The following is a 20,390-nucleotide window of genomic DNA, read 5'->3' on the forward strand; positions in this document are numbered from 1 at the left end:
ATCTAACCGTTTCCAAATTAAAGTCAAGGACTGGCGGCGGAATCATTCTTTTGGGTGATATTGAGGCTTGTGACCCTATTTTTTTCTCAATTTGGTATTTACTTCAGTATGTTGGCTACTGCCTGGATATCCTTGTCCCCGCGCCCGGAAAGGCAGATTATTATAATTGAATCCCTGGGCATCTGAGGGGCTATTTTAGCCGCGTAGGCCAAGGCGTGGGCGGATTCAAGCGCCGGTATTATCCCCTCGGTCTGGGATAGGAATTTAAACCCTTCTAGCGCCTCTTTGTCCGTAACCGATGTGTAGAAGACGCGGCCAGAGTCCTTGAGAAAAGAGTGCTCCGGGCCTACCCCCGGGTAATCTAACCCCGGAGCAATCGAATGGGTGCCTTTTACCTGTCCGTCATCATCCTGGAGCAAGTAGGTTTTACTGCCGTGAAGAACCCCGGGCTTTCCGGCAGAGATGCTGGCCGCATGCAGGCCGGTCTTTAGCCCCTCTCCCGCTGCTTCGACCCCGGTCATCCTCACGCTTTCATCTTCTAGAAAAGGATAAAAGAGCCCCATAGCATTTGAGCCGCCTCCGACACATGCTATTAGATGGTGGGGAAGCCTTCCCTCTTTCTGGAGGATCTGTTCTTTGGCCTCCTCCCCAATTATGGACTGAAAATCCCTCACCATCATGGGATAGGGATGGGGTCCGGCTACGCTTCCTATTATGTAGAAGGTTGTCCTCACGTTGGTAATCCAATCCCTCATGGCTTCATTCATGGCGTCTTTCAAGGTCTTAGTCCCGGAGGATACCTCTCTCAGCTTTGCCCCCAGTAGCTTCATGCGAAACACGTTAAGGGCCTGTCTCTTGGTGTCTTCCAGTCCCATGAATATCTCGCATTCCATTTGGAATAGTGCGGCGACTGTGGCCGTAGCGACGCCGTGCTGCCCTGCACCGGTTTCTGCGATAATCCTCTTCTTGTTCATGCGGGAGGCAAGGAGGGCCTGGCCTATGGTGTTGTTTATCTTGTGTGCACCGGTATGAGCGAGGTCTTCTCGCTTTAGATAGATCTTTGCCCCTCCACATTCCTTGGTCATTCTCTCGGCGAAATAGAGCGGGGTGGGCCGGCCTGCATATTCTTTAAGGTAATGATCCAGCTCCGCTCGAAACTTCCGGTCGTCTTTTATTTCCAGGTATGCCCTCTCCAACTCCAGAAGTGCGGGCATAAGTGTTTCAGAAACGTATCTTCCACCGTATGCTCCAAATCGTCCCCTCTCGTCGGGGAGTTTCAATTTAGTCTTCATTTCTAACCGCCTCTACAAATTTTTTTAGCTTTTCTGGGTTCTTTTTTCCGGGATAGTCCTCGACGCCAGTGCTAACGTCAACCGCATATGGATGCACAATTCTAATGGCCTGAAAGACGTTTTCGGGAGTGAGCCCGCCGGAAAGGATTATTCTTTTGGACGTGTTTAAGTCTTTGAGGGCGACCCACCCAAAGCTTCTACCGGTCCCCCCGTAGCTCTCTTCGGAGAAGGTGTCAAAGAGTACTACTTTAACCGGATAAGATTCGATGAGTTTAAGGTCGATGTTTTCTTTTACTCTAATTGCTTTAATTACCCTGGTGAAGTTTTTACAAAAGTCAGGGGGCTCGTCACCGTGAAGCTGGATGGTGTCAAATCCTGCCTTCTCTTTAGTATAATTGATCTCGTCCAACCCCTGGTTTACGAATATTCCCACCGTTGTGATGAACGGAGGCAGGTTCGAGATGATGTTATTGGCGCTCTCCGGGTCTATATACCGTTTGCTCCCCCTGTAAAATACAAACCCCAGGGCGTCCGCCCCCGAATCTATGGCTAAAAAAGCATCCTCGATATTGGTAATCCCGCAAATCTTGATCTTGGTCATTGGGATAAGTAATTATACCAAAGTTAAGACTCTATACACGGGCTTAAGAATGCCATAGGGGGAATGGTATGTCTTGGTCGGGGGCAAGGGCGGTCAATAAAACTATCTTAACGGAATTCCTAATGACCAAATGCACAGATATTTTCAATATGATATTAAAATTTATTAATGATTTCAGTATGTTCTAAGAACAGAGGTCCGTGTTATCTGTTTATTACGAGCTGCATTTTTTTGGCGCCCAACGCCCACACGCTCATATTCCCATACGCTAGTTTTATCTGTTTATTATGAACTGCCCTTTCGGGCATAGCATTGGCCTATTACTCATGTGAAAACCATCTATTCGAAAGGATAACCCATTTCCCGCTTTACCTTGTCGATGAAATCTAGGTCATCTTGGCTCAAGTAGGAAGTATATCCCCCCACCACGCCTTTCCTGACCTTAAAGCTCTCGTCATCGCTAACGTTTGCTGGCCGCATTGATCTCTGTTTAAACAAGAATTCTTTTTCCATTACTTTCATGTTATCAAAACTGGCGAATTGTACGGCCTCTCTTATTAGATTTTCCTCAACTTGGTAGAGACCTAAAAAGCGCATAGTTTGATACAGGACCTCTTCCGGATTATTATGCATATCTTCATATTTCAGGTGTAGGAATTCTTTGGGAACGCCCCTATTCTGGTGCCAAGTATTATAGAAGGTTATAATTTTCTTAACACCATATCGGTCGCTGCGGATGAATTCGGAGATATTTCCATTATACTTGCCAATCCTCTTTGTAGCCTGAAAATAGCATGAAACCAGCGCATCCTTGATATTCCGGGTCAACAAAATCACCTTTTTACCAGCGTACTTTCTCTTGTCCGTGGGCAATTCAAAATATCTAAGTCCTTCATTCATCGAGGAACGGTCATGTGTTAATTGGGTGCGGAGAATTCCGGAGGCAGCGGTCGTTACTTTGTACGTATCAAGCATGATTTCATCAGGAAGCTTAAACTGCTCACACAGTATTTTCCCTATCAATACCCTTAACCAAGTCCTTCCGCTTTTTGGATAGGATATTAGATATGCATCTGTTTTGAGGTGCTTATATTGCGCTACGAGGTAGCTGCAGACCTGTTTAGCAACGTTTAAAGCCATTGGTGCCATTTTACGAGGCGTTAATCAGAGGTAAAATGAAAAGCTATAGAGATATGTACGGATTGTCAAGGATATAGAACGGATGTTCGTGCAATAGTTCGAGAAGAACAAAATGATTAAGGTGATCAATCACAGTTGAGACCAATATTTATCGGGGGATGTAGTAGAAGCGGTACAACCCTTCTGGGGGCCATGCTTGGTTCCCATAGCGAATGTTTGTGTGTTCCCGAGTCCCAATTTAAGATCGACGCACTTCACTATTCTTATCGAAACAATAAGGACAATGATATAATGTACACGATTAATAAGATTAAAAGCCACTGGCGATTCAAGCTGGGCTTCGATATCGATTTAGGCTCAGTTCCACTATCGGAAATTGGATCCTCCTATCCGGGATTAATTGAGTGGATTGTCAGAAAGTATGGTGAGAAACAGGGCAAATTACATCATAGAATGTGGGTTGATCATACACCCTCAAATATACGACATGCCGCCACGTTATTTGAGCTCTTTCCCGAGGCGAGACTGATTCATATTGTCAGGGATGGGAGGGCGGTAGCGGCATCCATCATGCCATTGGATTGGGGGCCAAATACGATAAGTAAGGCGGCTTATTTCTGGATAGAAAGAGTAGCTTATGGCCTCGCTGCCGAGTCTTTCGGGGGAGGAAAACGGGTCATGCGAATTACATACGAGGAATTGGTCAAAAATCCAGAAATAACCTTGAAAAAGCTTTGTAGTTGGCTGGATATTGATTATCAGGATGGGATGGTCAAGGCCGATAATTTTATCGTACCGGAGTACGCCTCAGGACAACATGTTCTTATTGGAAAGCTTCCTGATGTCGAACGCATAAATGCTTGGGAAAAAGCATTGACAGCTCGTGAAATTGAAGTATTCGAGGCGCTAACCAAAGACTTGCTTAGTTATCTAGGATATGCCCCCAAGTTTGGGCTGAAAGCAAGGTCTATGACTAGGATGGAAGAGCTAGTTTGGGGTATTAGGGAAATGCTAATGGGAGGTATCATTAATAAAATTCGATATAACGTTAGGGTTCAAAAAGTCAATGTTAAGATGAGGCTGAAGAGTAAAGGCAAGGGTGGGGAGGGTTAACTGTCCCGTTTTTCCCATCACAGAAGATAAACTCCTTTACCTTTACTTGTCGTATTCATCAGGTTAGGCAAATTAAGATATGAGATTCTTTTGATTCATGTTAATTAAGCTGCGTTACCATTTCACCGGTTCTATGTTTGTTATGCTATTTTAAAAAGACGACCAGAAAGCTGTTTTGCGACGTTTAAAGTCTTTGACAGCGTTTTACAAGGTGTTTATTAGAGGTAGAATAAATAATCCGTGAAGATATGATATGGTTTATGGAGTGACATAAACATTTAAAGTTCAGAGAAAAGACTGACACCCACTACCTATAAAATGATGCTAAGAATCGGGTTAAGTGGGAGACTTGGGAGGTTAAATACACGGTGAATAAAGATGAGATTCTAGAAATTTTAAAGGAGCACCCAAGCTGGTATCAGAAAATCCGTCTACCCTTTGGTCTGGATACCCCGGGGCGAGATCGTTCTCAAATTGCAAATCAAATATTCCCTCCCAATCTTAATGGGGCCAGTGTCCTGGACATCGGTTGTGCTGAAGGTTATTTCTCCTTCGCTGCTAAGGAAAGGAATGCTGGAAGGGTTGTGGGAGTAGATATTGACGGGGATCGCTTGGCCACAGCGATTAGGTTGAGCCGGGTTTTGGGTATGGATATAGAGTTTCTGAAGCGTAGTGTTCTAGATGTTAGTGAGCTAGGAATGTTCGATTATGTTTTATGCCTCAATATACTTCATCATGTTACAGACCCCATAAATATCATTCAAAAGTTAGTCAATATGACCAGGAAAAAGCTTGTCCTGGAGATTGGGGATATAGGGTTAAAGAGCCCGGATATAGGTCGATTGAGAGCTAATAAGGCACTCCTCGGATGGTGGGGACCTTTATTAAAGTCGTTGCCATCTGCGCTTCAACCGTCAATTCTGGTGGTTAACTCCCGGGGCAGGTTCTTGATGACGCGTAAGTGGATCGAACATTTCTTTCAAAATCAACATTGTGATGTAGAGAGACTTGAATTTATAGATTCAGACCGCCCGAATCGGTACTTGGCCGTAGTTTCCAGAAGGAACCTCACTGCCTTACGGTTTGTCTCTGGACCGTCGAGTATCGGCAAGAGTGAATTTGTGCGAAGACTCAAGTCTGGGGACTTGGAGGTCAGTCAACTATTGGACTTGAACATGCAGGATGGCTGGCAGGTAATGACTGCCTTGGATTTGCAGAAGAGCCCGGGTGTAGAAGTGAACAAACTTGCATTGGAATACAATATATGTAGACCCATATTACGTAGGTATAGAGACTATGAGTTTGACCCGGCGCTAACCATAGAGCGGGTTGCGGATAAAAAGACTGCCTATATTTTAGTCTGTCCGCCTGATTACCTTGTTTCGCGGGTTAAAGAGGTTCTGAATAGCTATTGGCTTCCTATGCGTAGACACAAGCGCAGGGCCGAACGCCTGATTTTCGAATACTCGCAGCCGGGTAGGCTGCGCAAGCTCTATGATAGTTGGATTTCGTATTGTAAGGCACATGGGTTTGAGGTTAGATATATTGATGTTAGTTCGCGCAAGGCAAAGGCAATTACAGAAGAACTGGCTCTGAAGTTGGTTAGTTAGTTCCATAAAAGCCATAAATTCAAACCGGAGGCATAGAGGCTCGGGCTTTTGAAATTCTCTCCTTTTCCTTTCTTATGGAGAACTTAAGACCAATAAAAGAGGCTAACGCCTTCACTATAGCGTATCCTAAAAAGGCGAAAGCCGCTCCGATATACGAGAAACTGGGAACGAGGAGAAATAACAATACGATATACGAGGTTGTCGAAGCTGCTCCTATGAGTGTTCGAAGCCCCGGTCTCCCAAAAGCGAGTAGCGCCGGGTTTACCCAGAAGGTTAGATGCGTTAATAGGACGGCCAAAGTAACGATTCTGAGTGGATTTGAAGCAGGAAGATATTCTTTTCCAAATATGAGAGTTATAATCGGGTCCGAAAATATCAGGATTACTATGGCCACTGGAATTGTGAATCGCATAAGGTTTTTCGTTGAATATTTGAGAAGTTTTTTGAAATCCTTCAACGCATTTAAGCTCGAAATCCTTACAAGCTCTGGATATATAGCCTCATAAAGAGGGCCCATAATACGGGTCATTAACTTTACAAAAGACTTTGCAATCTTGTAATAGGCTGCTCCTTCTTTTCCCGAATAATACCCCAAGACCAAAATACCCAGAAAATTGTCGTTTGCCATCTTAAGCGTCGCCGCAAGACTGGTGTTTCCCAAAAACCAGGCAATCCCTTTCCATTGGTCTCTGACCAGGCTTAAATCCGACCTCCACCATCCGGTGAGCTGGTTCTCTCCCAGGGTTTTTGAGACGACCCAAATCCCGATAGAGAAGTCCAAAAAGCTCGCTACTACATACGAAAAAAGAACCCCATTTATACCCATTCCCAGGTATAGCAACAGAGAAACCAAGACAAGGTTAAAAAGGGATATAAACGAAGACACAAAAGCAATCCGTTTGAACTTATCGAACACCCTAAGTATTGCGTCAGAGGTTGAGTTAGCCGTCTTTATCAGGAGGCTCAGTGAATAAGCCCATATAAGGGTGTAGGCCTGAGGGGAGTGAATGACGTAAGAGCTGGCCATCTTGGCAGTAAGAATAGCTATGATAAAGGCCAAGATCCCACTCGATATGTCGATGATATAAGAGAGCTTTATCATAGAGAGGGTCTTTCCTTTCTCTCCTTTGGCCCAAAAGGTGCCTATATACTTTGTTGCGGTTTCCCAAACCTTGAAATCAAAAAAGTTATTCAAAATTTCTACATAGGCTGTGACCAAGGCTAGAAGTCCATAGTCGTCTACCCCTAGCATTCTTGCTATAATCACCGTCTGGAGAGCGGAGAAGGCGCCGGCGATTGTTTTCCCCCCGAAAAGCCAGGAGGCGTTACGAAATAGCCGATTTCTTATCGTCTTTTCACCCTTGTGAGCGGCTTGATCCATCGGATGGTTTGACATGAAGGCGTAGATTGTGAGCCTTATAAAGGCTAAGTAAAATCCCTTCCTAAGGCATCTTTTGAGGGGACACCGTTAAGATCCTCTAAAACCCTCAGTAATTCATTCATCATAATATCTTCAGTATAAAAATTTTGAACTCTTTGCTTTCCCTTTTTCCCGAAAGCCAGGGCCTTATCCTCGTTTTTAAGTAGGTCCAAAATAGCGGTTCTGATCTCATCCGCATTATCGGGATTCACCAAGTAACCGCTTTTGCCATCCTCCACTACTTCAAGGGAGCCAAAATTCGCCCCGGCTATGATGGGCTTTCCCCTGGCTGCGGCCTCTAACAGAGCGTTAGGAAGCCCCTCTATCTTTCCACCAATAGGTCTGTTAAGCATCGTGAAAACATCACAAATGTCGTAGAAATGGATTATATCGTCGTGCGGAATTTCACCGGTGAATATTACCTTGTCTGTTAACCCGAGCTTTTTCACCAGGGTTACAAGCGTTCCTTTGTAATCCCCGTCCCCTACGATCAAATATTTTATCTTTGGGAACTCATTTATTATTCGGGAAAGCGCATTTATGACCGAGTCCTGTCCCTTTCTCCTTACAACCCTTGCCACTGTTAGAATCACCTTCTCTCCTTTTTGAATTCCGAACTTTTCTTTGAGCTTGTGAAGGACTTCAACTCTAGGCGGTTCAGAAAGAAATCTTTTTTCCACTCCGCTGCCTATGACCACTACGTTTTCCATAGAAATTTGAGCTCGTTCGAGGACTTCTTTGACGGTATGGCTGTGGCATATAATTCTTGTTGCACTTGAGTACATTCTCTTGATCATGAATATTAGGGGAATTAACCAGAACTCTCTGAATGAATAGGATAGAAAATCCGGTCTGGCGGTTGCCCTTACCATGTACTTAAATGGGAATAATGGGAACATTCCCCCTATAATCTGTGTCTCCTTATGGATGAAAAACACTATATTGGGGTGATACCAAAGGAGAACCGCCGTTAAATAAAAGAACCCCAATACATACTTCAAAAGTGGCCCCCGGTTTTTTCCTATAAATGGTATCCGTATGACCTTAAGGCCATTTTTTTTATCTAATTCCTTTTCATCCGAAGTGTAACTTGGGGCAAGAACTATAACTTCTTTTCCCGCTTCCTGAAGCCCCCTTGCCATGTTCAGGCATTGGGTTTGCATGCCACCCTCGGAGGGGGGAAACCGGTGAGTGTATATCAGCACCCTCATGCCTGAATTCCCTCTGGTATTCTCTTACTCCCTTCCGGCGAGCGAGTCTTGATATCAAGGACAACATCGGTCGAGGCTTCGTTATCCAGTTTTCCGCTCTCTTTGTTCTCTATTGGTGGACTTACCGCGTACGTGGTTCTCATTGCTTTAAGTATATAATATACCCATTATAATAATCCACTGACAAAGCAAGGTGGTAAGAAGGTTTAGGAAAGGTCTTTTGTCTAGGGCTGAAGCTTTTGACATTAAAATGTTCTTATGGTAAAAACTACAATAATTTTCATGAAATAGGGTACTTATCAAATTATTGATTCCAACCCCTTTCAAATTTAAGGTTCATCATGAATAAATTACGCGTAATGTACATTCTCAGGGATTTTCCTCAGTTATCTCACACTTATGAAAAAAATGAAATTGAGGCGGTAAAAGATGAATGCGATATTAGGATAATCGCCATGAAAAGACCTAATATCTCTTATAAGAACCATGTTCCGTTTTCTTACATATCTAACCTCGGGATGATACGTGAAGCCATAGAGGAATTCCGCCCCCATGTTCTCCACAGCCACTATCTTGACCAAACCCACATCTTGGCCAAGCTTTCTTCGCAGACCAACGTCCCCTTTACTATAAGGGCGCATTCATTCGATACTATATGGCCAGGGAAGAAATCGTCTTTATTCGATTACATCCGATTGCCTGGAAGGGATTTCATTCCTCACGTTATTCGCAAAGGAATGCCCTCAATAAATGATGATCTATGTCTGGGTATACTTTCCTTCCCTTTTACCCGACCAACGCTTGAAAGAGCGGGCATTCGCAGTGAAAAAATATATGACTGTTATCCGGTAGTAAATTACCGACTTTTTCATGATCGTTCCCCTAATGGTCAGGCAATTATGAATACAGGTGCATGCATTCCCAAGAAAAAGATGGAAGACTTCATCCGGCTCGCTACCTTGGTGCCGAATATGGAATTCAACTTATATGCAATCGGTTACAAATTGGGGAAGATTAGTCGGTTGAACAAATCGGTAGGGAGTCCGGTGAATATTATTCCACCGATTGAACCGGAAGATATGCCGCGTGAATATAAGAAGCATAGATGGTTGGTCTATACGGCTTCCCACAAGTTAAAGACCGTCGGCTGGCCGATGGCGGTCGCTGAAGCACAGGCATCTGGCGTGGGTGTGTGCATGCCGAATTTACGCCCCGACTTAAGAGAGTATGTGGGGGATGCTGGCTTCCTGTATAACTCGATCAGCGAGGTGGTGGACATTATTTCTAGACCATTTCCCGAGGAAAAGCGTCAGATTGGGTTCGAACACGCCAGGAAATCCGATATATTTGAGCATAAAGTAATACTTACTAGCCTTTGGCGGAAGGCGATTACATCCAATTATAATGGGAAAAATCTTATGGAGAAGGTTAGTGGCAACACCTGAGCCGGCGGCTTGGACCACATTCTATATATTAGTGATTCCGCAGATCTTATTTTGGTCATGTAGTTAAGCAATTATACCGAAGCCAAAGCCCTGTGCACGAGTCTAAGGGTGTTATTGTAAACAATGTTGACAAAAGTCCCATTGGAAAAAGAATAGAGCCATAGGTGGGCGCTCATCACGCTTTAAAATTTACCAATTATTTTAAGGGGTTATAGATACATGAAGCCATATCCTCCGATTATAATAATAGGGATGAGTCGTTCTGGTACCACTTTGCTGGTAGAGATGCTGGAGCAATTAGGTCTCTTTGCCGGCAATAAGAAAACCAGGAATAATGAGGCTCTTTTTTTTTACAATTAAATAGCTGGCTTCTAGCGCAGTGCAGCGGGGGTTTGGAAAATCCGGGCTCGATCAAATATCTTCTTAGGGATCAAGAGGCTAGAGCATTATTTGCTGATTTTATTAGTTTCATAATGAAAACTCCAAGGGCAATTTCGTTCCTGGGCTTGATTAAATATTTACATTATCGAACTCCAGTCAATCTGGATAGGCCATGGGGCTGGAAAGATCCCCGCAACACTTATACCTTGCCTTTATGGTTGGATATATTCCCTGATGCTAAGGTGATTCACATATGTCGGCATGGGGTAGATGTAGTAAATAGCTTAATGATGAGGCGCAAAAGGGGTCTCTTCCGTTTAAAAGATAGGCACCCAAGTTTAAAACGTCTCTATTGGCTCTATTTAATGTTGAAGTTTGTGCCCAAGCCCCGTCTCTTCGTTGATTTGAGGTGTGACTCTCTTGAGGAGGGGCTGTCGATGTGGGAAGAATACATCGAAGAAGCTAGAGCCCACTTGAACGGTCTAAAAGATAGAGCTATTGAGGTTAAATATGAGGATCTTTTGGCTGAGCCTGCCAGATTACTGAGGTCCATATCGGACTTTTGTGGACTCCGGGCCACGGATAAAGATATTCAAATGGTGGCGAGTAAGGTGAGACCGGACCGTGCTTATGCTTACCGGTGTGATCCAGAGCTAGAGGCTTTCACAGCTCGTGTGGCTCTACGTTTGAGGGCGCATGGTTACTAGGATACGGAAGATTAAATCACAAACTCCAAATATCCGTTCGGATTTTTGTCTTTCTTGCACTTTATCAAAATGTTTCCATGTACTTGGCAGCAGTTTCTTAATACTCTAAAATCAAAGAATTGATTTTAGTATGTCTACGTAAGCTTAGATGTCCATAATCCCTTAGCCCGAGCATTCTGACTAGAACTATACCGCTTATAAAGCTGAAAAATACTGGAGGCGTTTTTTCTGCAAAAAGCCAAGGAGGATTGGAAAAGGGACTTTTTTAAAATTGTTTTTGCCTTGTTCATTTGAATGAATCTAAGGCCGGAGTAGTTTGCTTTTTAGTGGAGTCGTTCAGAATTTTAACGTAATTATTAATCATTATCTCCTCTGTAAAAATTTGCCTTATCATCTGTTTGCCATTCTCTCCCATAGTTCGAGCTTTTTTCTCATTTTCAAGCAAATCTAGAATAACACCTGCAATCTCCTCAATATCTTCTGGATTCACTAGGAACCCGGTTATTCCGTGCTTTACCGCCTCTTTTGAACCTCCGTTTGCCCCGGCTATAACTGGCTTTCCTCTTGCACTTGCCTCAAGCAACGCGTTTGGCAGTCCCTCTACTTTGTCATTCCAGAATCTGTTTGGCATTATAAATATGTCACATAAGTCATAGAAATTTATTGTTTCTTCATGAGGAACGCCTCCTGTGAAAATCACATTGTCACTTATTTTCATTTTCTTGGCCAGCCTTTTAAAATTTCCCTTATATTTTCCTTCTCCAACTACAATGTACTTGACCCGTGAATATCTGCTTAGCACCTTTGGAAGCGCTCTAATAACCGTATCTTGCCCTTTCCTGGGGAGAATCCTTGCTACGGTAAGCAGGATTTTATCTTCTTTACCTATACCTAGTTTTTTCCTTAATTCTTCTATCTTTTTTCTGTTCGGTTCCCGATGAATCATATATTTTTCGACGCCATTATATATAACTGTAATCTTATCCCGAGGAATATCGATTTTTTCTAGTAATTCTTTTGTAAAATGACTTGCAGCTGCTATAAGTAATGCTTTTTTGTAAAGCCGAAGCATCGGTAATTGTAGAAGCTTTTTTCTTACTTGGTTGCCCAAAAAATGTGTTGTTACTCCAGAGCCTGCAACTCTTACTATGGGTTTAAATGGAAATGTGGGTAATAATCCTCCTACCACTTCCGCTTCCTCTGATATAAAAAGCACGATATCTGGTTTCTCTCTAAAAACAGTTAGAGCAAAAAATGTCCATCCCAGAAGGTACCCTACGAGGGTACCGGGGTATCGTAGTCTCTTTATTTTTCTGAGCAGAGGAATTCGTATGATTTTACACTTTAGAATCTTATCTATTTCTCCGTCTTTAGACGAATAGCTTGGTGCAAGGACCACGGTTTTTATCCCCGCTTGCGAGATTCCCTTCACCAGTTTGTAACTTGCTGTAGCCAGCCCTCCCAAAAAAGGAGGAAATTCGTGAGTATATATGAGGACCCTCATCGGTTAAATAATTGTTATTTTACTTTTGATAAAGAATCATTACTGAATGTTTGTTAGGTATTGAAGATTGTTTTATTTTACACTATATTGTGTTTTATGCTATGTTTGGACTGCCATATCGATTTCATGTTGTTTTAATCTTGAGTTTTTAATCTGCTGATCAAGCTATGAAATTTTAGGTGAGGAAATGAATGGTCTTTCATCAGAGCTGCTTAAATTTCTCTGTACCGGCGTAGGGCAAGGACACACCAACACGGACAAACTCACGAGACAGATGCTCCTGGCGAACCCGGATGGGGATTATAATCGGACCAAGGTGGAGGTGGTAGAGGCGCTTAGGGAGCTCGAAGAAAGCGGTCAAATTCAGATTGTCACGGTGGGGTGGGAATTAGGGCAGGAATTTCTATATATCTGCACAAATAGATTGTAAAGAATGTCTTAGTTTGTCGAACAAGGGTGGGGTGAAGTTGCTTCTTTATGGTTTGAAGGAATCAAGTAAAAAGGAGGGAGAATAGAATGAAGAGGTCCAAGAAAGCGGCAACCAAGAGTAACCCCAAGGCTAAAAAAGCGGCGAAGAATGTTAAAACCAAAACCAAGGTTAAGCCAAAGAGCAACAAAACTAAACGTGCTTCCAGGAGCACGGTTTCCTTAGAAACCTTATTCGCAGAAATAGAGAAAATTTCCTCGAGGCTGGACCATCTAGAAAGGGACGTACGTAATTTACAGGGCATTGCCTATCCCATCGGCTAGTAATATGGATTAAAGAAATATTTTTTATTAAGCAGTTTGGGGAGGATTAACTGCAGTCGCTTGATTTCATCCGGATTGTAGGCATATCAGAAATAAGTTCACCGTCTTCGGACGACCACGAAGTAACATTCAACATTGTTTACTCTAGGGATTCGGATTTCGGAAGCCCGATGAGAGGGGTGTTCACCATTTGTTTATCCGAGTTTATCGACCTGCATAAAATCGGCAAGCCGGATGTCCAAAAAATTGCCCATGCACTGGTGGGTCAGGTCTTGATGAGGAGTAGGACGGAGGATGGCTCTATCACAGTTCTTCATCTCATGGGCATGCCCTTGGGTGATTGGTTAAATAGTAGTACAACAAGGGATGAATATCGATGAGTCTATTTATGTTTTCTCGCCCTTAGTTCTCCGACGGTCAAGGGATTGATTTATGCAACGAGATATTCCGTTGGGTGGATTATTGTCCATCCCTCGACGGAAGAATAAGGATTCTGTAGCTTAAGTCTCACCAGCACATTCTTCATGTTTGATGATTTTTATTCAGCAGTTCTGCCTGCTATCGTGTTTCCTTTCCGGGGTGAATGTATTAGGGTTTAAACCTCTCCTTCCGCTGATATTGACTGGTTACTTTGAATACTTTGCACATCAGCGGAATTAATGTATAATTTGGCGAATTTTTTTATTCGATCTTTGAAAATAAAGTTACTTTGAGGTAGAGGAAGGAGCAAAGGTTTTATTTGCTCACGAGGTTGAGGTGTTTCAGGGTTGTTCTGAAATAAGTCTCTTAAGGAGGAGTGGTTATGACCTCAAAGCACTCTGTATTACTATTATTACTACTTTTTCTTCCCAATACCGTTCACGCCGTAACAAAATATGTAGTAAAGAAAGGAGATAATTTATACACGCTATCAAAGAGGTTTGGAGTCCCGGTAGACACGTTAAAGAGGGTAAACGGTCTCAACGAGGACAGGCTTGATATTGGCGATACCCTTGCTATTCCGGATGCTAAGAAGGCGGGAATTAACCAAAAAGAGTATGTAGTTGAAAAGGGCGATACATTAAGTCAAATAGGAGCCCGGTTCGGGGTATCCAGCGAGGACATAAAGAAGGCTAACAATCTAAACAGCAACAGATTACAGATAGGGCAAAAGCTGGCCATACCTTCATCGAATCCGTCCAATAACTCCAAGCAAGAGATAGAGCGGGCGGAAACACCTTCTAAGCAAAAAGAGCCTCTACAAACTAAAAACACTTCATATTCAGTCCCCACAAATTACACAGTCAAAAAGGGCGATACGCTCGGCGCTATCGCCTATAAATTTGGTGTGACCGTTCCGGAACTGAAAAACACAAATGGGCTCCTCGATGACCGATTGCAGGTCGGCAGGATACTGACAGTTCCTTGGTCGGGAGCCGGTGAAGGCATGGCCCAGAAGGGCTCGGTAGAGACGGGCCAAGCTTCCGGAAGCTACGTCGTCCGCAGTGGGGATAACTTGTATGACCTGTCTAGGAAGTTTGGGGTCTCGGTCAGCTCTATAAAAGAAGCAAATGGGCTTCGCCAAGATAGATTGAATATAGGGGATATACTTTTAATCCCGGGTAAGGGTGAAGGGGTTGAAAAGGCCGTCGGTGATGAGCAGTATAGTCAAACTGTAACCACTAACAAGATTGAATATGTTGTTGTCAGGGGCGATACGCTAAGCGGGATCGGCAGCCGGTTTGGAGTTTCCGTTAGTGATATAAAAAAGATAAATGATCTTAAGAGCAATAACTTAAAGATTGGACAAAGACTGGTCATATATTCTTCGTCCGGTCTCAGCAATATTACCGCAGTGACGAAAGATGTGGATGTCGCTCCAACCAGGACCGAGGAAAAAGAGCCCCTAGAAGTAGTATCCGCTTCTACTCCGGTTTCGATAAAGTACACGGTGAAAAAGGGAGATACCCTTAGTGAATTAGCTAACAATTTTGGTGTTTCCGTCAAAGACCTGAAGGATGTGAATGGACTTAATAGCGACAGCTTAAAGGTGGGAAAGGTTCTCATAATACCCGGTTCTGTCAAAGCCGATGTCGCTCGAAAAGTGAATATCGAGACGGTTATTACGGATAAAAGATATACGGTTAAAAGGGGAGATAATTTAAGCACTATCGCCAGAAAATTTGGTGTTTCGGCGGAATCTATAAAGAGAGCAAATGGATTGAAGGGCAGTTCCCTCTACGCCGGAGACGTTTTGTTAATACCCAATTCCCATAAACAAGAGAAAGCAACATCTTACCAGGGCAGTTACGTTGTTATGAAAGGCGATACTCTGGGCGGTATCGGTAACAGGTTCGGTGTCTCGGTTGCGGATTTAAAGAGAGCGAACGGGATTAAAGGCAACACCATACGCGTAGGACAGGTTCTGGCTGTTCCCGGCCAAGAGCAGTACAAAGCTGACCGGGAAGAAGCGTATTCCAGCATCTCCGGCAGTAATCCTGCTAGTTACAGAAACGGTAGTTATTCCTCGAGAAGGAGCATCATAAGTGTGGCCAAGAAGTTTCTGGGAGCTCCTTACAAATTCGGAGGAAATTCGCCGGTCAAGGGGCTTGACTGCTCGGCTTTTGTCAATAAGGTATTCGATTTTTTTGATGTGGACCTTCCCAGAACCGCCCGTGATATATACAAGGTCGGGGAAAGCGTGAGTAAAGATGAGTTGATCACTGGCGACCTGGTATTTTTCAGGACTTATGCCAGTTATCCCTCACATGTGGGAATATATATCGGTGATACCGAATTTATACATGCATCTTCTAAAGCTAAGAGGGTTACCATTGATAGCATGAATCTGCCTTATTACAGAAAGAGATACATCGGGGCTAAGCGAATCGAGGTTAGCGGATTATTTTATGACGAGATGTCCAAAGACTATAAGGGTTTTGAAAGTCAATAACTTTCCTCTCTAGGCTGAAGAATAAAAGCTTTAGCGGTAGGGGGCACGCTGCAGCGTGCCCCCTACTTTTTTTCCTCCCTCTTTATCCAATTCTTATTTGAAATATCCCCAGCCCATGTATATATTATTGGAAACAGATATTATGATAGAACATGTTAAAAGGTTTAAGAATTTTTTGACTTCTGAAAGAAATTACTCTGAACACACGGTTAGGGCTTACACCACAGACCTCCTTGAATTTGCCTCTTTTCTAGAAAAGAGACAAGCAGCCGTCGGCGAAAAATTGGATATTTCCGGGGTTGAGGAGATAGATATAAGAGCTTATGTCGCCTGGCTCTATAGAAGAAATTCAAGGACTTCTATATCCAGAAAACTTGCCTCGGTAAGGAGTTTCTTTGAGTTCCTTCTTCGGGAGGGCGTGGTTCAAAACAACCTTGCCAAGCTAGTACCTACACCAAAGGGGGAGAAGAGGCTCCCATCTTTTCTAACCGTGGATGAAATCTTTAAGTTGGTGGATACCCCCAAAAAGGACGGGGTGTTGGATTCCAGGGATAGGGCAATGCTTGAGCTTTTCTATTCGAGCGGACTCCGGGTAAGTGAACTCGTGGGGATAAAATTGGATGACCTCAACCTTGCCGGTTCGATGGTTAAAGTTCTAGGTAAGGGAGGAAAGGAAAGGATCGTCCCGTTGGGCTCTAAAGCCGTCGAGGCCCTTCAGCTTTATTTGCTCAAAAGGGAAGAATTGAATTCTAAAGAGGATTTTCTATTTTTAAACTCCCGTGGGTACAGGCTTACTTCCAGGAGTGTGGGAAGGATCGTGAAGAAATATGCGGTTATTTCCGGAGTTCCTAAAAACGTCAGTCCGCACGTTTTGAGGCATACCTTCGCCACCCATCTGCTCGGAGGCGGCGCCGATTTGCGGGCCATCCAGGATATGCTCGGCCATAAGAGCCTCTCTACCACGCAGCGTTACACCCACACCTCGGTCGAGAGGATTATGGATGTTTATGATAAGGCTCATCCCCGGGCGAGACTAAAATGAAGACATTTCACGGAACGACAATAGTGTGTGTGAGAAAAAACAGCCAGGTGGCCATGGCCGGAGACGGTCAAGTTACGATTGGCCAGACTGCTATAAAGCACACGGCAAAAAAGGTGAGGAAAATCTACAACGGCAGAGTGCTTGCCGGGTTTTCCGGGGCTACGGCGGATGCCATTACCCTTTTTGATAAGTTCGAGGCGAAGCTCGAAGAGTATAGGGGGAACCTGAGAAGGGCGGCCGTCGAACTGGCCAGGGATTGGAGAACCGACCGGATGCTGAGAAGACTGGAGGCGTTGCTGGCTATCGCCGATAAGGAGAGCATCTTTCTTATTTCCGGAAGCGGCGATGTTCTCGAGCCCGATGATGACATAATTGCAATCGGCTCGGGAGGCGCCTTTGCCCAGTCTGCCGGTAAAGCGCTCTTGAGACACTCCAAATTAAGCGCAAAAGAAATCGTCGAGGAATCCCTCAAAATTGCGGCAGAAATATGTATCTACACGAACGATAAAATAATAGTAGAGGTTTTATAAACAATGGTTAGGGATGCTTTTTTTACTCCCCGCGAAATCGTCTCGGAACTGGATAAGTACATTGTCGGCCAGGATAAAGCGAAGAGGGCGGTGGCTATCGCCCTTAGGAACCGGTGGAGGAGACAGCGGGTGACCCCGGAGTTGAGAGACGAGATTGCCCCCAAAAATATACTGATGATTGGTCCTACCGGTGTCGGCAAAACGGAGATTGCCCGGAGGTTGGCAAAGCTTGCCCAGGCCCCGTTTCTTAAGGTCGAGGCCTCTAAGTTTACCGAGGTCGGGTACGTCGGCCGGGACGTTGAATCTATGATCCGGGATCTTACGGACATAGCCGTCAAGATGGTGACCGATGAAGAAAAGCAAACGGTGCTTGTAAAAGCCGAGGACCTGGCCGAGGAAAGGATACTCGATTTATTATATCCGAAGAACAAGAATGCGGAATCCGAGCCTTCGAGCGATACTCGGGAAAAATTGAGAAAGCTATTGCGGGAAGGGAAGCTTGACGAAAGATATGTGGATATCGAAGTTGCCTCGAGAAACTTTCCCATACAGGTTTTTACCCCTTCCGGCCTCGAGGAGATGGATGTAAACATTTCGGACATGCTTGGAAACCTTTTCCCCAAGCGCACCAAAAAAAGGAAGGTCCGGGTCCCGGAGGCGATGAAGCTATTGATCCAGGAAGAGGCGGAGAAGCTTGTAGACATGGATAAGGTAGTCAAGCTGGCCATAGAGCGGGTGGAACAGGCCGGGATAGTTTTCATAGATGAGATAGACAAGGTAGCCGGACGCGAAAGCACGGCCGGGCCCGACGTCTCCAGAGAGGGTGTACAGCGGGATTTGCTTCCGATAATAGAGGGATGCACCGTGAACACCAAACACGGTATGGTGAGGACCGACCACATACTTTTCATAGGCGCCGGGGCATTTCACGTCTCAAAGCCCTCTGACCTCATTCCAGAGCTTCAGGGTCGATTCCCCATAAGGGTGGAGCTCGACCCGCTAACGAAGGAGGATTTCATCAGGATACTCACCGAGCCTAAAAATGCCCTTATCCGGCAGTATAAAGAGCTTCTCCGGACCGAGAACATCGACCTGGTGTTCAAGGAAGATTCGATATCCGAGATCGCCGACATAGCCGCCCACGTAAACGAATCAACGGAAAATATAGGAGCGAGAAGGCTCCACACTATCCTGGAAAAGATACTGGAGGATGTTTCCTTCAATGCCCCGGATATGTCCAGACAAAAATTCGTAATAGACTCAAAGTACATAAAAGAAAAGATCGAGGGTATCGTAAAGGATAGGGATTTGAGTCATTATATTTTATGAACCTAATTTTGATGCAGATTGGATTTGCCTCTTTACGAGCTAGAATTTAAGGTCGGCAGTCTTTACCCTAGGATAATGCCTCTCCCGTGAAAACGGGAATCCATTTTTTGTAGAGACGCATTGCAATGCGTCTCTACATCTTGTTTCCCGATTAAACCTGTCCCCGAATGCACTAAATCTCGCTCTGCCATACGGCCTTTCCAACAAAAAATGGCCCCAGGCTTTCTAAATACTTAGCAGTCTGCTTGGTTTTTCGCATAGCCTGAACCACGCTCGACAACGGATAAAGCTCTTTTCCCAGTAAGCCAATCACGAAGTCATTATCGTTTTTGTCGAGGCCATAACAGGCCAGGCGTATGTCCCGGGCATAGCCGGCCCGGCCGTATTTAAACCCGACCTTCCCGTGCTCGCCCAATACCGCCCGCTGTTCATCTTCGGGTAAGGTTTCAAACGACTTGACCCGCTGAAGCGGGTACCATATCGCCCAGGGCCAATCTTTGTCCAGTATCCTTCTTCTAGGCTCGTTTATGAGGGCCTCTTCGAGGTCCGGTTCATACCCGAAGGAATAGGTTCTACCGAGCATCGTGTATTCCGGTTTGGGTGTTAGTTCGATGAAAGGATCTCGATTCAAGGTACTTCTCAATTCACCGACAAAGAAATCGGGATTTTCATCCATGGTGACCAAACCCACCCCGTATGGGTCATTGAGGTCTAAGTATAATGCTCCATCGATACCAGCCTTTTCCAAACTTTCGATTAAAGGTTCGATATCCCGACAGTTGCCGAAAGCTAAGAATTGAACAAATAATCTCCGGTCTAACGAGGTAGGAGTCCCGTCTTTCTTCCTCCCTTTTTCACTTATGTCGAGTTGTATGTCGTCTTTATTTGTGGCCATATTGTTAATTCTCGGGTAGGAAATATAACAGATTATACCGAATTAATTAAATTGGCTAATTTAGGGCTTTGAGTCACTATATTTTACGGTGATGCCTAGATAAGATGAAAAAGTTAGAAAATGAGTTTATCTTCATCTATGTTTGCACAATGGTTGAGACTCAGTGTGTTTTGAGCCCACTCGGAGCTAAGCGATCCCTTTTCCTAAATACTAAATACTAAATACTAAATACTCCAAATTCCTCCGCCACTCCCTTGAGGCTTAGATTAACCACCCTTCGCAAAAGATAAACCGCCGCCCTATATGCCCCCTGATCCATTCGCCCAACCAACTCCTCTACTGTTATCCCATATTCTCTCGAAACGGATTCAAGCACATCGGGTTTTGTTGGTCGTGAGGGAAAAGTCTGTGCCGATGGAACCTCTTCTAAATCCCTCTTCTCCACCAATCTCTCCATCCGCTCCAAAAATGCCCTGTTTCCCAACCAT

The 20,390-nt window shown here is 44.4% G+C and carries 19 protein-coding genes and 1 pseudogene; 11 read left to right on the plus strand and 9 right to left on the minus strand.

All coding sequences use genetic code 11. From position 1 onward, the window contains the following. Positions 1 to 98 precede the first annotated feature (98 nt). The 3 genes from trpB to VNN20_08710 all read right to left on the minus strand — a co-directional run bounded on the left by trpB (position 99) and on the right by VNN20_08710 (position 3,033). Positions 99 to 1,292 carry a tryptophan synthase subunit beta gene (gene trpB, locus VNN20_08700; protein ID HWP92260.1) on the minus strand — a complete coding sequence of 398 codons (1,194 nt, stop codon included), beginning with the start codon at positions 1,290 to 1,292 and terminating at the stop codon, positions 99 to 101. After that, positions 1,282 to 1,893, minus strand: a complete 612-nt coding sequence (locus tag VNN20_08705) for a phosphoribosylanthranilate isomerase (protein HWP92261.1) — start codon at positions 1,891 to 1,893, stop codon at positions 1,282 to 1,284. Before VNN20_08705 ends, trpB begins: the two co-directional genes overlap by 11 nt. 339 nt (positions 1,894 to 2,232) lie before the next feature. Beyond that, the gene (locus VNN20_08710; protein ID HWP92262.1) at positions 2,233 to 3,033 is read right to left on the minus strand and encodes a sulfotransferase domain-containing protein; all 801 of its coding nucleotides are present in this window, start codon (positions 3,031 to 3,033) and stop codon (positions 2,233 to 2,235) included. 135 nt (positions 3,034 to 3,168) lie between these two features. Here VNN20_08710 and VNN20_08715 point away from each other — a divergent pair, with 135 nt between their 5' ends. Further along, positions 3,169 to 4,146, plus strand: a complete 978-nt coding sequence (locus tag VNN20_08715; protein HWP92263.1) for a sulfotransferase — start codon at positions 3,169 to 3,171, stop codon at positions 4,144 to 4,146. Positions 4,147 to 4,487: 341 nt separating this feature from the next. Then, positions 4,488 to 5,756, plus strand: a pseudogene (locus tag VNN20_08720) (class I SAM-dependent methyltransferase). A gap of 19 nt (positions 5,757 to 5,775) precedes the next feature. Here VNN20_08720 and VNN20_08725 read toward each other — a convergent pair. Genes VNN20_08725 through VNN20_08735 form a run of 3 tightly spaced genes read right to left on the minus strand, consistent with a single transcriptional unit; the run spans position 5,776 to position 8,530 of the window. Continuing rightward, a complete protein-coding gene (locus VNN20_08725; protein HWP92264.1) occupies positions 5,776 to 7,137 on the minus strand; it encodes an oligosaccharide flippase family protein in 1,362 nt (453 codons plus the stop codon). Between the two features lie 44 nt (positions 7,138 to 7,181). Then, positions 7,182 to 8,387, minus strand: coding sequence for a glycosyltransferase family 4 protein (locus tag VNN20_08730; GenBank protein HWP92265.1), 1,206 nt, complete (start codon positions 8,385 to 8,387; stop codon positions 7,182 to 7,184). Then, entirely contained in the window at positions 8,384 to 8,530 is a 147-nt protein-coding gene (locus VNN20_08735) for a hypothetical protein (GenBank protein ID HWP92266.1), read from the minus strand. Before VNN20_08735 ends, VNN20_08730 begins: the two co-directional genes overlap by 4 nt. Before the next feature lie 198 nt (positions 8,531 to 8,728). Between VNN20_08735 and VNN20_08740 the strand changes: the two genes are divergently transcribed. Then, a complete protein-coding gene (locus tag VNN20_08740) occupies positions 8,729 to 9,832 on the plus strand; it encodes a hypothetical protein (protein HWP92267.1) in 1,104 nt (367 codons plus the stop codon). A gap of 392 nt (positions 9,833 to 10,224) precedes the next feature. After that, entirely contained in the window at positions 10,225 to 10,920 is a 696-nt protein-coding gene (locus VNN20_08745; protein HWP92268.1) for a sulfotransferase, read from the plus strand. 286 nt (positions 10,921 to 11,206) lie between these two features. On the opposite strand, the gene VNN20_08750 is transcribed toward VNN20_08745, so the two are convergent. Beyond that, complete coding sequence (locus tag VNN20_08750; protein ID HWP92269.1) at positions 11,207 to 12,424, minus strand: glycosyltransferase family 4 protein; 1,218 nt, start codon at positions 12,422 to 12,424, stop codon at positions 11,207 to 11,209. Between the two features lie 187 nt (positions 12,425 to 12,611). Between VNN20_08750 and VNN20_08755 the strand changes: the two genes are divergently transcribed. The 7 genes from VNN20_08755 (at position 12,612) to hslU (ending at position 19,007) form a co-directional block, all read left to right on the plus strand. Beyond that, the gene (locus VNN20_08755) at positions 12,612 to 12,854 is read left to right on the plus strand and encodes a hypothetical protein (GenBank protein HWP92270.1); all 243 of its coding nucleotides are present in this window, start codon (positions 12,612 to 12,614) and stop codon (positions 12,852 to 12,854) included. Positions 12,855 to 12,940: 86 nt separating this feature from the next. Beyond that, complete coding sequence (locus tag VNN20_08760; GenBank protein ID HWP92271.1) at positions 12,941 to 13,174, plus strand: hypothetical protein; 234 nt, start codon at positions 12,941 to 12,943, stop codon at positions 13,172 to 13,174. Between the two features lie 170 nt (positions 13,175 to 13,344). Further along, positions 13,345 to 13,554, plus strand: a complete 210-nt coding sequence (locus VNN20_08765; GenBank protein ID HWP92272.1) for a hypothetical protein — start codon at positions 13,345 to 13,347, stop codon at positions 13,552 to 13,554. A gap of 422 nt (positions 13,555 to 13,976) precedes the next feature. Further along, positions 13,977 to 16,106: a LysM peptidoglycan-binding domain-containing protein gene (locus VNN20_08770; protein HWP92273.1), complete on the plus strand. Its 2,130-nt coding sequence runs from the start codon at positions 13,977 to 13,979 to the stop codon at positions 16,104 to 16,106. Between the two features lie 142 nt (positions 16,107 to 16,248). Further along, complete coding sequence (gene xerC / locus VNN20_08775) at positions 16,249 to 17,148, plus strand: tyrosine recombinase XerC (protein HWP92274.1); 900 nt, start codon at positions 16,249 to 16,251, stop codon at positions 17,146 to 17,148. Further along, positions 17,145 to 17,678 carry an ATP-dependent protease subunit HslV gene (hslV, locus tag VNN20_08780; protein ID HWP92275.1) on the plus strand — a complete coding sequence of 178 codons (534 nt, stop codon included), beginning with the start codon at positions 17,145 to 17,147 and terminating at the stop codon, positions 17,676 to 17,678. Before xerC ends, hslV begins: the two co-directional genes overlap by 4 nt. Before the next feature lie 3 nt (positions 17,679 to 17,681). After that, positions 17,682 to 19,007, plus strand: coding sequence for an ATP-dependent protease ATPase subunit HslU (gene hslU / locus VNN20_08785; protein ID HWP92276.1), 1,326 nt, complete (start codon positions 17,682 to 17,684; stop codon positions 19,005 to 19,007). Positions 19,008 to 19,179: 172 nt separating this feature from the next. On the opposite strand, the gene VNN20_08790 is transcribed toward hslU, so the two are convergent. Continuing rightward, the gene (locus VNN20_08790; protein ID HWP92277.1) at positions 19,180 to 19,902 is read right to left on the minus strand and encodes a chlorite dismutase family protein; all 723 of its coding nucleotides are present in this window, start codon (positions 19,900 to 19,902) and stop codon (positions 19,180 to 19,182) included. Positions 19,903 to 20,119: 217 nt separating this feature from the next. Next, on the minus strand, positions 20,120 to 20,390 hold a 271-nt coding region (locus tag VNN20_08795; GenBank protein HWP92278.1), incomplete at its 5' end, for a hypothetical protein.

This window comes from Thermodesulfobacteriota bacterium, from assembly GCA_035559815.1.
In the GTDB taxonomy this organism is placed as follows: domain Bacteria; phylum Desulfobacterota_D; class UBA1144; order Nemesobacterales; family CSP1-2; genus DATMAT01.